At 55.5% G+C, this 15,200-nt stretch carries 10 protein-coding genes; 5 read left to right on the forward strand and 5 right to left on the reverse strand.

Features of this window, described 5'->3' with window-relative positions:
* The first annotated feature begins 158 nt into the window (after nucleotides 1-158).
* The 5 genes from glgB (at nucleotide 159) to glgP (ending at nucleotide 9,655) form a co-directional block, all read left to right on the forward strand.
* Nucleotides 159-2,342: a 1,4-alpha-glucan branching protein GlgB gene (gene glgB, locus EDF78_RS10895; RefSeq protein WP_133823094.1), complete on the forward strand. Its 2,184-nt coding sequence runs from the start codon at nucleotides 159-161 to the stop codon at nucleotides 2,340-2,342.
* The gene (gene glgX, locus EDF78_RS10900; protein WP_133823095.1) at nucleotides 2,342-4,360 is read left to right on the forward strand and encodes a glycogen debranching protein GlgX; all 2,019 of its coding nucleotides are present in this window, start codon (nucleotides 2,342-2,344) and stop codon (nucleotides 4,358-4,360) included. Before glgB ends, glgX begins: the two co-directional genes overlap by 1 nt.
* 23 nt (nucleotides 4,361-4,383) lie before the next feature.
* Nucleotides 4,384-5,661, forward strand: a complete 1,278-nt coding sequence (glgC, locus tag EDF78_RS10905) for a glucose-1-phosphate adenylyltransferase (RefSeq protein WP_095923860.1) — start codon at nucleotides 4,384-4,386, stop codon at nucleotides 5,659-5,661.
* A gap of 72 nt (nucleotides 5,662-5,733) precedes the next feature.
* A complete protein-coding gene (gene glgA, locus EDF78_RS10910) occupies nucleotides 5,734-7,170 on the forward strand; it encodes a glycogen synthase GlgA (protein ID WP_133823096.1) in 1,437 nt (478 codons plus the stop codon).
* A gap of 37 nt (nucleotides 7,171-7,207) precedes the next feature.
* Nucleotides 7,208-9,655: a glycogen phosphorylase gene (glgP, locus tag EDF78_RS10915; protein ID WP_133823097.1), complete on the forward strand. Its 2,448-nt coding sequence runs from the start codon at nucleotides 7,208-7,210 to the stop codon at nucleotides 9,653-9,655.
* Nucleotides 9,656-9,860: 205 nt separating this feature from the next.
* Here the strand turns inward: glgP and glpD are convergent, their stop codons facing one another.
* The 5 genes from glpD to EDF78_RS10940 form a co-directional block, all read right to left on the reverse strand.
* A complete protein-coding gene (gene glpD / locus EDF78_RS10920) occupies nucleotides 9,861-11,372 on the reverse strand; it encodes a glycerol-3-phosphate dehydrogenase (RefSeq protein WP_119825355.1) in 1,512 nt (503 codons plus the stop codon).
* 273 nt (nucleotides 11,373-11,645) lie between these two features.
* Nucleotides 11,646-12,404, reverse strand: coding sequence for a DeoR/GlpR family transcriptional regulator (locus EDF78_RS10925; protein ID WP_095923856.1), 759 nt, complete (start codon nucleotides 12,402-12,404; stop codon nucleotides 11,646-11,648).
* A gap of 9 nt (nucleotides 12,405-12,413) precedes the next feature.
* Complete coding sequence (gene glpG / locus EDF78_RS10930) at nucleotides 12,414-13,244, reverse strand: rhomboid family intramembrane serine protease GlpG (RefSeq protein ID WP_133823098.1); 831 nt, start codon at nucleotides 13,242-13,244, stop codon at nucleotides 12,414-12,416.
* Nucleotides 13,245-13,352: 108 nt separating this feature from the next.
* Nucleotides 13,353-14,621: a HipA domain-containing protein gene (locus tag EDF78_RS10935; protein ID WP_133823099.1), complete on the reverse strand. Its 1,269-nt coding sequence runs from the start codon at nucleotides 14,619-14,621 to the stop codon at nucleotides 13,353-13,355.
* Nucleotides 14,618-15,106 carry a helix-turn-helix transcriptional regulator gene (locus EDF78_RS10940; protein ID WP_119825351.1) on the reverse strand — a complete coding sequence of 163 codons (489 nt, stop codon included), beginning with the start codon at nucleotides 15,104-15,106 and terminating at the stop codon, nucleotides 14,618-14,620. Before EDF78_RS10940 ends, EDF78_RS10935 begins: the two co-directional genes overlap by 4 nt.
* Nucleotides 15,107-15,200: the final 94 nt, after the last annotated feature.

Genomic DNA, 15,200 nt, shown 5'->3' on the forward strand with positions numbered 1-15,200 from the left:
TGAGCGTAAGCGTCATCGCGCACCTTTTGGCAAAACTGAAACATAGCCGGATCACAAAGCGGCGATAAAAAGGGGAGCACACTGGGATCACGTTTCGTATTGAATACCTGAATGATTTTATTGGATTTATTGATTTAATTAATCATAGGACGAAATACATGTCTGTACTTCCCGATCAGCACGTTATTAATCAAATTATATCTGGCCACTACGCTGATCCTTTTTCTCTTTTGGGCATGCATTCTGTGGCCGCCGGGCTGGAAGTGCGTGCCCTGTTGCCGGATGCCGATCAGATCTGGGTCATCGATGTAGAAAAGGGTAAGCAGGTGGCGGAACTGCGTCGTTATGACGATCGCGGTTTCTTCGTCGGCCTGATCCCGCGCCGTAAAAATGCGTTTCGCTACAAACTGGAAGTCCGCTGGGGCGAAAATCTCCATGTGATTGACGACCCGTACCGCTTCGGCACGCTGTTGCAGGAGCTGGATATCTGGCTGCTGGCGGAAGGCACGCACCTGCGGCCCTACGAAAAACTCGGCGCGCATCTGCAAACGCTGGATGACGTCGATGGCGTCAGTTTTGCGGTCTGGGCACCGAACGCCACGCGGGTTTCCGTGGTCGGTGAATTCAACTTCTGGGACGGCCGCCGCCACCCGATGCGTCAGCGCCGCGAAAACGGCATCTGGGAATTGTTCATTCCTGCCGTCAGCGAAGGTCAGCTGTATAAATTCGAAATTATCGACTGCCGCGGGCATGTCAGCCTGCGCGCCGACCCTTATGCCTTTGAGGCGCAGATGCGTCCGGACACCGCCTCGTGCGTGCGTAAATTACCGGACGTTGTGCCGCATTCAGAAAGCAGAAAGAAAGCCAATGCGCTGAATCAGCCGGTTTCTGTCTATGAAGTGCATCTGGGATCCTGGCGTCGTCATACCGACGACAATTTCTGGCTCAGTTATGGCGAGCTGGCCGAACAACTGGTGTCGTACGCCAAATGGATGGGCTTCACGCATATCGAACTGATGCCGGTCAACGAACATCCGTTCGACGGCAGCTGGGGTTATCAGCCGCTCGGCATGTATGCGCCGACCCGCCGCTTTGGCACGCCGATGGAGTTCAAGGCGTTTGTCGATGCCGCGCATAACGCCGGTCTGAACGTCATTCTCGACTGGGTGCCGGGGCATTTCCCGAGCGATGCCTACGGGCTGGCCCAGTTCGACGGCACCGCGCTGTACGAATATGCCGATCCGCGCGAAGGCTACCATCAGGACTGGAATACCCTGATCTACAACTATGGCCGTCATGAGGTACGAAACTATCTGGCGGGCAATGGCTTTTACTGGATAGAACGCTTCGGCATCGACGGTCTGCGCGTGGACGCGGTGGCGTCGATGATTTACCGCGATTACAGCCGCAAAGCCGGCGAGTGGATCCCCAATTATTACGGTGGCCGCGAAAACCTCGAAGCCATTTCCTTCCTGAAATACACCAACCATACGATTGGCCGTGAACTCGGCGGCGCAGTGACGTTAGCGGAAGAATCCACTGATTATCCGGGCGTCACCATGCCGCCGGATGCCAACGGGCTGGGTTTCCATTACAAATGGAATCTGGGCTGGATGCATGATTCGCTGGCGTATATGCAGCTCGATCCGGTTCACCGCAAATACCATCACAATCTCATGACGTTCGGCGTGCTTTACGCCTACAGCGAGAACTTCATGCTGCCGCTTTCGCACGATGAAGTGGTGCATGGCAAAAAATCCCTGCTGGATAAAATGCCCGGCGACGTCTGGCAGAAGTTTGCCAACCTGCGCGCCTATTACGGCTTTATGTGGGCGCATCCGGGCAAAAAACTGCTGTTTATGGGCGGCGAATTTGCGCAGGGGCGCGAGTGGAATTTTGACGCCAGCCTCGACTGGCATCTGCTCGATGACCCGGCAGGCTGGCACAGCGGCGTGCAACATCTGGTGCGCGACCTGAATCTGACCTATCAGGCTAATGCGCCGCTGTATGAACTGGATTACAACCCGCGCGGCTTTGAATGGCTGGTGGTCGACGACCACGAAAACTCGATTTTCGCCTTTGCTCGTCGCGACGAAAACGGCGGTGAAATCATCGTTATCAGCAATTTCACGCCGGTGCCGCGTGAGCACTACCGCATCGGCATCAGTCAGCCGGGCCGTTATCGTGAAATTCTCAACACCGATTCGCATTACTACCGTGGCAGCAATGTCGGCAACGGCGGCGATGTTTACAGTGAAAATATTGGCCACCATCAGCGCGATCACTCCATCAGCGTGGTGATCCCGCCGCTGGCCACTGTGTATCTGCGAAGGGAGGCGTAATGAAACAACCCGGGCCCGGTCTGCCTGCACCTTTTGGTGCGCATCTCAGAGATAACGGCGTCAATTTTTGCCTGTATTCCGCCCATGCGGAAAAAGTCGATTTGTGCCTTTTTGATGAGAGCGGCAGCGAGCAGCATCTGCCTTTAACCGGCCGCACCGGCAATCTGTGGCACGGGTTTGTGCCGGATCTGAAAGCCGGACAACGCTATGGTTACCGGGTTTACGGACCGTTCGATGCGAAAAACGGCCATCGTTTTAACCCGAAAAAAGTGCTGATCGACCCCAGCGCCCGGGCGATAGACGGCGTGCTGCTTGATAACGCACGTTTTACCGGCGGCACCGATGCGCCGGACGATAAAGACAGCGCCGTGGTTGCGCCGAAATCCGTGGTGGTCGCCGGGAATTTCGACTGGGGCGATGATAAACCGCCTGCCAGACCGTGGGGCGAAACGGTGATTTACGAGGCGCATGTGCGCGGGCTGACCCGTCAGCATCCGCATATTCCCGCCGCCCTGCGCGGTACCTACGCCGGGCTGGCGCATCCGGTCATGCTGGAATATTTGCAGCATCTGGGTGTGACGGCGATAGAACTTTTGCCGGTACAACATCATGCCGACGAGCCGCGTCTGCAACGACTCGGGCTGAGTAATTACTGGGGCTACAACGTGCTGGCACCCTGCGCCGTGGAACCGCGTTACGCCAGCGGACAGGGCGGCGTGTCGGCGCTGAATGAGTTTAAATCGGCGGTCAAAGCCCTGCATCAGGCGGGCATCGAAGTGATCCTCGACGTGGTGTTCAACCACAGCGCGGAACTGGATATCGACGGGCCGTTTATTTCGTTTCGCGGCATCGATAACGCCAGCTGGTACTGGCTCAACGATGACGGCTCAGACAACAACATGACCGGCTGCGGCAACACGATGAGGCTGGTGGATGAAGAGGTGATCGCCTGGACACTCGACTGCCTGCATTACTGGGTTCGCGAATGTCACGTCGATGGCTTCCGCTTTGATCTGGCGTCTGTTCTCGGCAGAACGCCGGAGTTCACTGCGCAATCGCCGCTGTTTGAAGCCATTAAAAACGATGAAATCCTGTCAAAAACCAAACTGATTGCCGAGCCGTGGGATATCGGCACCGGCGGCTATCAGCTCGGGAATTTCCCGGCACCTTTTGCCGAATGGAGCGATATCTGGCGCGACGATATGCGTCAGTTCTGGCTGCATGGCGACACCTCCCTCGGTCAGTTTGCCGGACGTTTTGCCGCTTCTGCGGACAAATTCAATCCCGCACAGCGCGAACCTTACGCCAGCATCAACATGCTGACGGCACACGACGGCTTTACGCTGCGCGATCTCGTGAGTTTTAACCAGAAACACAACCAGGCCAACGGCGAAGAAAACCGCGACGGCCATAACGAAAATTTCAGCCAAAACCACGGCGAAGAAGGGCTGGAGGCGTCTGCGGAGGTCTTACAGCAGCGGCGTCTCAGCCAGCGGGCCTTACTGGCGACGCTGTTTCTGTCACAAGGCACGCCGATGTTGCTGGCCGGTGACGAACTCGGTAACAGCCAGTCGGGCAACAACAACGCCTATTGTCAGGACAATCCGCTGACCTGGCTCGACTGGGAAAATGCCGATGACAGCCTGATGGCCTACACCAGCGCGCTGATTGCCCTGCGCCGGAAAATTCCGGCACTGACGCAAAACCGCAGGTGGCAGGCAGGCAGCGACGACGTGCAATGGCTGAATCAACAGGGGCAACCGATGAGCCACGGCGACTGGGAGCAGGGGCCGCAGCAATGGCTGCAAATCTGTCTCTCCCGGCGCTGGCTGCTGATCGTGAATGCCTCGCTGCACGAGGTGGATATGCACCTGCCGCCGGGAAACTGGCAGCCGGTCGCACCGTTCAATAGTGTGCTTTTTGATGAGGAACCCCGGCGTGTCATGGACGGCTCGCAATGGCGGGCAGCAGCAAAAACCCTCTGTGTCCTACAAGATTTCACTCCACAGAGCCGGTAATAATAAAAACGAAGGAGTCAGATATGGCGACATTAGATAACCGGGACCCGGTCATGCTGGCACGACAGTTGCCGCTCAAATCCGTGGCATTGATCCTTGCCGGTGGCCGGGGTTCCAGGCTGAAAGATTTGACCGCAACCCGGGCAAAACCCGCCGTTCACTTTGGCGGTAAATTTCGCATCATTGATTTCGCCCTGTCGAATTGCCTGAATTCCGGCATTCGCCGCATCGGTGTGATCACGCAATATCAGTCGCACACGCTGGTTCAGCACATTCAGCGCGGCTGGTCTTTCCTTAACGAAGAAATGAACGAGTTCGTGGATTTGCTCCCGGCGCAGCAACGCCACAGTACCGAGCACTGGTACAAAGGCACCGCCGATGCGGTCTATCAGAATCTGGATATTATCCGCCGCTATGACGCCGAGTTTGTGGTGATCCTGGCCGGGGATCATATCTACAAGATGGACTACTCGCGCATGCTGATCGACCACGTGCAGAAGGGCGGTGAATGTACCGTCGCCTGTCTGGAAGTCCCGCGCGCCGAGGCCAGCGAATTCGGGGTTATCGGCGTGACTGAGGATTATCACATCACCAGTTTTGTCGAAAAACCGCAAGATCCGCCTGCCATGCCCGGCAATCCTGATATGGCGCTGGCGAGCATGGGCATCTACATTTTTAATGCAGACTATCTGTTTCGCATGCTCGAAGAAGACATGGCAAGTGAGGAATCCAGTCATGATTTCGGCAAAGACCTGATCCCAAAACTGACCCGTCAGGGCGTCGCCCGCGCGCATCCGTTTGGTCTTTCCTGCGTGACTCAAAATGATGAATTGCCGCCGTACTGGCGTGATGTCGGGACGCTGGATGCCTACTGGCGCGCCAATCTGGATCTGGCATCGGTCACGCCGGAACTGGATATGTACGACCGCGACTGGCCGATCCGCACCCACATGGAGCCGCTGCCGCCAGCCAAATTTGTGCAGGACCGCTCAGGCAGCCACGGCATGACCATGAACTCGCTGGTGGCGGGCGGTGTGATTGTCTCGGGTTCCGTGGTGGTGCACTCCGTATTGTTCCCGCGGGTGCGCATCAATTCTTTCTGCAATATCGACTCAACGATTATTTTGCCGGATGTGAACGTGGGGCGTTCATGCCGCTTACGCAAATGTGTTATTGACCGCGCCTGCCAAATCCCCGAAGGGATGGTGATTGGCGAGAATGCGGATGAAGACAGCCGCCGGTTCTACCGCTCGGAAGGGGGCGTGGTACTGGTGACGCGCGCGATGCTGGCGAAACTATAAACAGACGTTAGAAAGCACGACTTTTCGTCATCCCGCTGAACGCCGGGATGACCGGGATAATCAGGAGCGCGAATGCAGGTTTTACATGTTTGTTCCGAGCTGTTTCCGCTGTTAAAAACGGGCGGCCTTGCTGACGTCGCCGGTGCACTGCCCGCCGCTCAGATTGCGGAGGGCGCGGATGTCCGCGTGCTCATTCCAGGTTTTCCTGATGTCAAAAAAGGACTGGGAGAAACGCAGGTCATCGGCACGCTGGCGACCTTTGCCGGGCATGTCACCCTTTCACTGGGTTACTTTGATGGCGTGGGTATTTATGTGATTGATGTGCCCGGTTTGTACGATCGTCCCGGCAGCCCGTATCACGATCAATCGTCTTTTGCCTACCCGGATAACCATCTGCGCTTTGCGTTGCTGAGCTGGATGGCCTGCGAGCTGGCACTGAATTTTGACCCGCACTGGAAGCCGGATATCGTCCATTCTCACGACTGGCACGCCGGGCTGTGTTCCGCCTATATCCGCGCCCGTAACGCGCCGGTGAAGACCGTTTTCACGGTGCATAATCTGGCGTTTCAGGGATTGTTCTTCGCGCATCATCTCGATGAGCTGTATATCCCGCGCGAATTCTTCCAGATGCACGGGCTGGAATTCTACGGCCAGATTTCTTTCCTGAAAGCCGGTCTGTTCTATTCCGACCATGTGACGACGGTCAGCCCGACCTACGCGAAAGAAATCACCCGGCCGGAATTTGGTTACGGCATGGAATCTCTGCTGCTGGAACGCGAAATGCAGGGGCGGCTGACGGGTATCCTCAACGGTGTCGATGAAGCTATCTGGCAGCCGCGTGATGACGTCTTGTTGTCGGCGCGTTACGACGCTGATGATTTGCGTTCGAAAGCGGTCAACAAAGCTTATCTGCAACGGGCGATGGGGCTGGATGTGGATGACTCGCGTCTGGTGTTCGCGGTGGTCAGCCGCCTGACCAGCCAGAAAGGGCTGGATCTGGTGCTGGAAGCCTTGCCGGATCTGCTCGAACGTGGCGGCCAGCTGGCGCTGTTAGGCGCAGGTGACGCGGTGCTGCAACAGGCATTTCTGGCGGCGGCGGCGGACAATCCGGGGCAGGTCGGCGTACAGCTGGGTTATCACGAAGCGTTTTCCCACCGCATCATCGGCGGGGCGGACGTCATCATGGTGCCGAGCCGTTTCGAGCCGTGCGGATTAACCCAGTTGTATGGCCTGAAATACGGCACCCTGCCGCTGGTGCGCCGTACCGGCGGGCTGGCCGACACGGTGGTCGACTGTGCGCTGGAAAATCTGGCTGACGGAACCGCCAGCGGGTTTGTCTTTGAAGACGCAACGGGGAAATCGCTCGGAAGTGCGATCCGCCGGGCATTTGTTTTGTGGAGCCGACCGAAACACTGGCGACACGTCCAACAACACGCCATGGGTATTGATTTCGGCTGGAAGGTAGCTGCACAGGAATATCTCGTCCTGTACAACCGCCTGCTGTCCTGACCCTGAACGTAGCTAACTTGATCGGGAATGTAACGTTATGACTTCACCGTTTAATTACAACTCACCGACAGTCAGTGTCGAAGCGCTTAAGCATTCTATTGCCTATAAACTGATGTTTATCATCGGCAAAGATCCGTCTATTGCGACACAACATGACTGGCTTAATGCCACATTGTTTGCGGTGCGCGATCGCATGGTGGAACGCTGGCTGCGTTCTAACCGGGCGCAAACCTCACAGGATGTCCGGCAGGTGTATTACCTGTCGATGGAGTTTCTGATTGGACGGACACTCTCCAACGCGCTGCTGGCGATGGGGATTTATGACGACCTGAAAAGCGCCCTCGATGAAATGGGCTTTGACCTCGAAGAACTGATCGGCGAAGAAAATGACCCCGGTTTAGGCAACGGCGGCCTCGGACGACTGGCGGCCTGTTTCCTGGATTCACTGGCCACGCTGGCGCTGCCGGGGCGCGGTTACGGCATCCGTTATGAATACGGCATGTTCGCGCAAAGCATTATCAACGGTGAGCAGAAAGAAGCGCCGGATTACTGGCTGGAATACGGTAATCCGTGGGAATTCCAGCGCTACAACACCCGTTATAAAGTGCGTTTCGGTGGCCGTGTGCAGCATGAAGGCGTCAAAACCCGCTGGCTGGAAACCGAAGAAGTTATCGCCTGCGCCTACGATCAGGTGATCCCCGGTTACGACACGGACGCCACCAACACGCTGCGGTTGTGGGGTGCTCAGGCCAGTAACGAAATCAATCTGGGTAAGTTTAACCAGGGCGATTATTTCGCGGCGGTGGAAGATAAAAACCATTCCGAGAACGTATCCCGCGTGTTGTATCCCGATGACTCGACCTATTCCGGCCGCGAACTGCGTCTGCGTCAGGAATATTTCCTGGTGTCAGCGACCGTGCAGGATATCCTCAACCGCCATTACACCACGCACCATACTTACGACAATCTGGCCGACAAAATTGCTATTCACCTCAACGACACGCACCCGGTGCTGTCGATCCCGGAGCTGATGCGTTTACTGATCGACGAGCATAAATTCGCGTGGCAGACCGCGTGGGAAACGGTGTGCAGCGTGTTCTCTTACACCAACCACACGCTGATGAGCGAAGCCCTGGAAACCTGGCCGGTGGACATGATCGGCAAGATCCTGCCGCGTCATCTGGAGATTATTTTCCAGATCAACGATCACTTCCTGAAAGAAGTGGCGGAGAAGATCCCCGACGATAACGGCCTGCTGTCGCGCGTCTCAATTATCGACGAAGGCCACGGCCGCAAAGTGCGTATGGCATGGCTGGCGGTGATCGCCAGCCACAAAGTGAACGGCGTTTCCGAACTGCATTCCGAGCTGATGGTGCAGTCGCTGTTCGCGGATTTCGCCCGCGTTTATCCGGACCGTTTCATCAATAAAACCAATGGCGTGACGCCGCGCCGCTGGCTGGCGCTGGCCAATAAACCGCTGTCGGCGGTGATTGACGATGCCATCGGTCAGACCTGGCGTTCGGATCTGAGCCAGCTGGCGGAACTGAAACAGAATCTGGATTACCTGAGTTTCCTGCAGGCGATCCGCAAGGCCAAGCTGGACAACAAAAAGCGGCTGGCGCTGTTTATCGCCCAGAAGCTGAACATTGTGGTGGATCCGAAAAGCCTGTTCGATGTGCAGATCAAACGCATCCATGAATACAAACGCCAGCTGATGAACGTGCTGCATGTCATCACCCGTTATAACCGTATTCTGGAAGAGCCGGATGCCGAATGGGTACCGCGCACGGTGATTTTCGCCGGTAAAGCGGCATCGGCCTATTATGCGGCGAAACAGATCATCCGGCTGATCAACGACGTGGCGGCGGTGATCAACAGCGATCCGCGTATCGGCAACAAACTGAAGGTGGTGTTCATTCCGAACTACAGTGTCAGTCTGGCGCAGCTGATCATTCCGGCGGCGGATCTTTCCGAGCAAATCTCGCTGGCGGGTACCGAAGCCTCCGGCACCAGTAACATGAAATTTGCCCTGAACGGTGCGCTGACCATCGGCACGCTGGACGGTGCCAACGTCGAAATGCTCGAACATGTGGGCGAGGAGAATATCTTTATTTTCGGCAACACCACGCCGCAGGTCGAGGAATTACGCCAGAAAGGTTACAACCCGCATACGTATTTTGAGCAGGACACCGAGCTGCATCAGGTGCTGACGCAAATCGCCACCGGCGTTTTCAGCCCGACCGAGCCGAAGCGTTATACCAATCTGTTCGACACGCTGGTTAATCTCGGCGATCACTATCAGGTGCTGGCGGATTACCGCAGTTATGTCGATACACAGGATAAAGTCGATGAGCTGTATAAACTGCCGGAAGAGTGGACGCGCCGCACGCTGCATAACATCGCCAACATGGGCTATTTCTCCTCGGATCGTACCATTCAGGAATACGCCGATGAGATCTGGAACATTAAACCGGTGAGGTTGTAAAGCGGGAATAGAGGTGGGACTTTCAGCTCCTCCCCCTGCGAAGGGGGATTCAGAAGCGACTTCAATCAGATCCCTCCCCTGCGAAGGGGAGGGTTGGGGTGGGGTATTAAGGTCAAAAACAAGATGTTAAGTGTGCATAACCACTTGTTTTGTCTGTTAAACCCCCTCCTGGCCTCCCCCTTCGCAGGGGGAGGAGCTAACTAATTTAAGACGCCAGCGACAAATGTTTCTTCTGCTGTTTGTGTGTTTCCAGCCATTCGGCGACGCGTTGTTGCTGGGCTTTATCCAGCCACATACCGAGTTTGGTACGGCGCCAGATGGCATCATCGAGCTGTGACACCCACTCTTTTTCCACCAGATAACGCAGTTCCGCTTCGTAGAACCCGTGACCGAAATCTTCGCCCAGCGATTCCAGGCTGGTCGCATCATTCAGGAACAACTCCGTCTGGCTGCCGTAAGTCCGCGCATAACGGCGTGCCAGCGATTCCGGCAACCATTTGAAACGGGTACGCAGATTGGCGCTGTAGGTATCGCGGTCACCGTTGAGTTTCCCGCCCGGCAATACGGCCGTTTTGGTCCACGCCGGACCGGCTTTCGGATAATACTTCACCAGTTTTTCCAGCGCGTGTTCCGCCAGTTTACGGTAAGTGGTCAGCTTGCCGCCGAACACAGAAAGCAGCGGCGCTTTGCCATCCTGATCGTGCACGTCGAGTGTGTAATCACGGGTCACCGCCTGCGGTGAATCGGATTCGTCATCGCACAGCGGACGCACACCGGAATAGGTCCAGACGATGTCTTCGGTGGTCAGCTGTTTCTTAAAGTGGTCGTTATACACTTTCAGCAGATAACCCACTTCTTTGTCATCGATTTTCACGTCTTTCGGATCGCCGTGATATTCCACGTCGGTGGTGCCGATGATCGAGAATTCATCCATCCACGGGATCACAAACACAATGCGGTGATCTTCGTTTTGCAGAATGTAGGCCTGCGGCTGATTGTGCGCGCGTGGCACCACAATATGGCTGCCTTTGATCAGACGGATGCCGTATGGCGATTTCAGCTTCAGGCCGTCGTCGAAGAAATGTTTGACCCACGGACCGGTGGCGTTCACCAGACCTTTGGCGCGCCAGGTGAAGGTTTTGCCGGTATCGATATCTTCGGCTTCCACCATCCACAAACCGTCTTCACGCCATGCGCGGGTGACGCGGGTGCGGGTACGGACTTCGCCGCCACGCTCTTCCACTTCCTGTGCGTTGACGACCACTAAACGCGCGTCGTCCACCCAGCAGTCCGAGTATTCAAAACCTTTGGTCAGTTCCGGTTTCAGCACGGATTCGCTGCCAAATTTCAGGCCCTTACTGGCCGGCAGGCTGGTGCGTTTGCCCAGATGGTCGTACAGGAACAAACCGGCGCGGATCATCCAGGCCGGGCGCAAATGCGGCTGATGCGGTAAACGGAAACGCATCGGGAAGGCAATATGCGGTGCCATTTTCAACAGCACTTCACGTTCAGCCAGCGCTTCGCTGACCAGACGGAATTCGTAATGTTCCAGATAGCGCAGGCCACCGTGGATTAATTTAGAACTGGCCGAAGAGGTCGCGCAGGCCAAGTCTTGCGCTTCAAGCAGCAGAACAGACAGCCCGCGGCCAGCTGCATCTACTGCGATGCCGGTACCATTAATACCGCCACCAATTACGATCAAGTCTTTGGTTTCCACGTCATCTTCCTCCAGATGTTCGCAATAGCTCTTTTATGTTCGTTTTCGCTCACGATTGTAATCGAGAATCGACAAACAAGCCAAGCGTTAACCAAATAAAAACAATTATGCGTGATGAAGGTAACATTTTTGTGTCGGTTTCGAGCAAAACGGCAAGAGGGAATCGAAACCGAGCGCCTTGAAGGGCGGATTTTTTCGCAATTGTTCGTTTTGGGATGTGTCGGGGAGAGGAATACAGGAGCGCCTGAGCGGCGCTCCGCAACAGCAGGAAAATCAGCAGAGTTCGAGATGCACGTCGTATTTGTCGATGATTTGCTTCACGCTTTCCGGCGGCTGTTTATCGGTGAACAGATAGTGGATCAGATCCATTTTTCCGAGGTTCACCATCGCGTTACGGCCAAATTTGGAATGGTCGGTCACCAGCATCACACAGCGGGAATTTTCGATAATCGCGCGTTTGGTGCGTGCTTCGTGATAGTCGAATTCGAGCAGCGAGCCGTCCATATCGATACCGCTGATGCCGAGAATGCCGTAATCGAGGCGGAACTGGGAGATAAAATCGAGCGTCGCCTCGCCCATGATACCGCCGTCGCGGGCGCGCACTTCGCCGCCCGCCAGGAACAGACGGAAATCTTCTTTGGCGGTCAGCAGCGTGGCGACGTTCAGGTTGTTGGTCACAATGCGCAGGTTTTTATGGTTAAGCAGCGCATGGGCGACGGCTTCCGGCGTGGTGCCGATGTCGATGAACAACGTCGAGCCGTCGGGGATCTGGCTGGCGACACGTTCGGCGATGCGCGCTTTCGCTTCCGACCACATCACTTTACGGTCGTTATAGGCCGCGTTGACGGAGCTGGATGGCAATGCCGCACCGCCGTGGTGACGGTGAATTTTGTTCTGCTCCGCCAGATCGTTGAGATCGCGGCGGATAGTTTGCGGGCTGACTGCAAAATGCTCCACCAGCTCTTCGGTGCTGACATAACCCTGCTGGCGGACTAAATCGATAATCGCATCATGGCGTTGTGTTTGTTTCACCCGGATCCCCTACTTACTTTTTTTGCGCGGAGTGCGCGTATCAACAAATGCCATCATCAGGCCGAGGCCCAGACCAAATGCATGGGCGGCATTCGACACGGCAGCGCCACCTGTTGCATATCCAATAAACATGAAAATCAGCGAGATGACCAGCAATCCGCCCGGTACGTACAAACGGCTTTCCGGTTTCAGCTGGCCGGTCAGCCAGGCATAACCCATCAGCGCATAGACCACGCCGGACAATCCGCCGAACCAGGAACCGTTGACCATCGACTGGCCCCAGCCGCTGATCAGCGCAGAAATTAATGTCACGGTGAACAGCTTGCCGCTGCCCAGATGCATCTCTACCTGACTGGCGAGATACCACCACCACGCCAGATTAATCAGCAGGGCAATAAAGGAAAAATTCATCAGGGCAGGGGTGAACCAGCGCCATAACTGGAAAACGCGCGAACTGTCCGGCCACGCCAGCCAGCTCATCACCAGCTGGTCACCGACCATCTGTTGCAGAATAAACACCGCCAGACTCAGCACAATCATGCCGATGGTCAGCGGTCCGGCGCGGCTGCGCAGGGTTTTCAGAAACGGCGTATGCGACATGCGTAAATTCGGCTGCGCCTTGCCGGTTTTCCAGCTGGCTTCCTGATAGCGAGGATGCAGCGGATCGCGGACAAACAGCGCCACCTGCTTCTCGGCCTCTTCCAGACGGGATTCATCCTCCAGCCAGAGCTGCACTTCCTGACTTTCAAGTTTTATCGTCAGCGTAAAACCCTGCGTTGCCATGTAATCGACAAACGCCTGAGCGAGGCGGGGGTTGTTCAGGTTAAGAATGCGCACCATAGCGTTAAGCGATTTCCCTAATTGTTTGACTGCGGTAATTCATTGTTATGTAGACAGGCGATAACGGTATCGCCCGATTATCTGTCAGCAGGCGTCTGGTTAACAGTGTCATGCTAACCTAAATGCTGACGACATCGCACTTTGCTCGCGTGCAGAGAGGCCAATTTTGCTGGCAATTGTTGGCCACTGCCTGACGATTTGCCGGCAGCGCCAGATGATATCCTGCGCATCGCTGTCTGAAATGCGAAAAACTGGCGCGACGGAAAGCGCTAAATCGAGATCCATCGCATTATCAGATTCGCTGATATTCAGTTTCAGTCCTGTGCTTTGTGCCACCGGATTCATGTCGTAGGCCGGTGCAAGACGCCATCCTTTTCCCGGCTCCAGCAGAAAGCCGTGATTACGCAGATGATCGTCGGTATTGGATACCAGTAAGTTGAAAACGATGCGCGACCAGAGTTCGCATAAATCCTGATTGGGTTGTGCGCCCTGATTAATAAGTACCGCTGCCAGCTCAAGGTAGCTGACACCGGAAGAGGCGTCATCGCCATCCTGGTGGCCGGTCAGTGTCATGGCCGAGGCAAAATGTTTACGCTGACCCTCTGCCGTCCGGTCAAAACGCTTCACTAAAAAACAGTGGTGAGGATTGGCATAGCGGCGGGCAAGGCTTTCAGGCACATTCAGACCACAAGCTTTTGCCAGCGTATTGACCACCAGTTCCCAGGCGCCGATATCATATTCGTCATTAATGCTGGGGAATTTGGCTATCCAAAGATGACCATCTGGTGCGCTGACGCTGGCTTTCGGTCGGGCGCCGCCAAGCGATCCGCCCGGTGCAATCAGTAAACGTAACCATTCATCACCCGCGGCATCCTGATTTTCACTGTCCTTTTCCAGCGCCCGGCTGGCGGCTTCGAGTTCGCGGATCTGAATGAAAGGAGGAGCCGCGACATCATGACGGTCATCCAGAAAATTGCCTTCATCATTGAGCCGAAAACGCAGCGCGCCGATACGAAAATTGTCATGAACGCCCAGCAGGTAATCAGATTCATGCAGACGTTGAGTTGCAGGGGCCACGCCTGCGCGTTTTTCCCGTTCCAGCCGTCTTTTCATCAACAACCGTCCCCAGCGATCCGGACTGGTATCCGCGAAGGCACCAAAAATATCCTGCCCTTGTGCCGGATATAGGGGGCCAGTGAATAAACCTATCCGTGGATCAAGCTGAAGATTGGCAAAATCAGGATGCTCCAGCGCAGCCTGATCATATTCAAAGGCAAAAATTTCACGACCTGCGGCCTGATGCACATTGAGATAACCGATGCGCAAAGCTGCAGGGAGGGGGTTCCAGTCGGCATATACGGCAATCCTTACCGTCATTTCTTCGTCCTTTTAGGGGTTTTTTTACCGGTATCTTCACCCTCCTGAAGCAGTGACGCTAATGAACCGGCACTTAAAAAATCATCCCTGGCCCAGTCAGTTTCGGTATCCGTTTCCTCAGATTTTAAAGAAGGACTCTCTGAGGGCGCAGATGAAGGCGTCCGTTTTGAACGGGAATTGCGTGAGATGGGTTTACGGGGAATTAATGTGGCGTCCTGTAACTGGCGGCCGAACGGATCATCTTTGAGCAACAAATTGAGATCTTGTTCTACGCCCAGAACCTGCATTACCGCCAGACACGCACCGAGAGTGACGCCTGTGTTGCCGCGTTCAAGATTGCGCAATGTCATGGGAACCATACCTGCGCGTTCTGCGACCTGTGCTGCCGTCAGTTTGCGGCGCAGCCTCGCCAGACGAAGACGATCGCCAAATTCAGTTAATAGCGATTCAGTTGCCGGGAGCAAAGGTGACGTTTTACGGGGCATAGTAGCAGCCAATGTGAAGTGTAAACTGAAAGTATTATGGCGATATATGCTCAATATCGCCATAATAATTACACTTTAGCATGCAGGAGATGTG

This window comes from Rahnella sp. BIGb0236, from assembly GCF_004364755.1.
Lineage (GTDB): Bacteria > Pseudomonadota > Gammaproteobacteria > Enterobacterales > Enterobacteriaceae > Rahnella > Rahnella victoriana.

Coding starts and splice junctions, on each gene's coding strand:
- glgB (WP_133823094.1), top strand. CDS start 159: ATGTCTGTACTTCCCGATCAGCACGTTATTAATCAAATTATATCTGGC.
- glgX (WP_133823095.1), top strand. CDS start 2,342: ATGAAACAACCCGGGCCCGGTCTGCCTGCACCTTTTGGTGCGCATCTC.
- glgC (WP_095923860.1), top strand. CDS start 4,384: ATGGCGACATTAGATAACCGGGACCCGGTCATGCTGGCACGACAGTTG.
- glgA (WP_133823096.1), top strand. CDS start 5,734: ATGCAGGTTTTACATGTTTGTTCCGAGCTGTTTCCGCTGTTAAAAACG.
- glgP (WP_133823097.1), top strand. CDS start 7,208: ATGACTTCACCGTTTAATTACAACTCACCGACAGTCAGTGTCGAAGCG.
- glpG (WP_133823098.1), bottom strand. CDS start 13,244: ATGGTGCGCATTCTTAACCTGAACAACCCCCGCCTCGCTCAGGCGTTT.
- EDF78_RS10935 (WP_133823099.1), bottom strand. CDS start 14,621: ATGACGGTAAGGATTGCCGTATATGCCGACTGGAACCCCCTCCCTGCA.
- EDF78_RS10940 (WP_119825351.1), bottom strand. CDS start 15,106: ATGCCCCGTAAAACGTCACCTTTGCTCCCGGCAACTGAATCGCTATTA.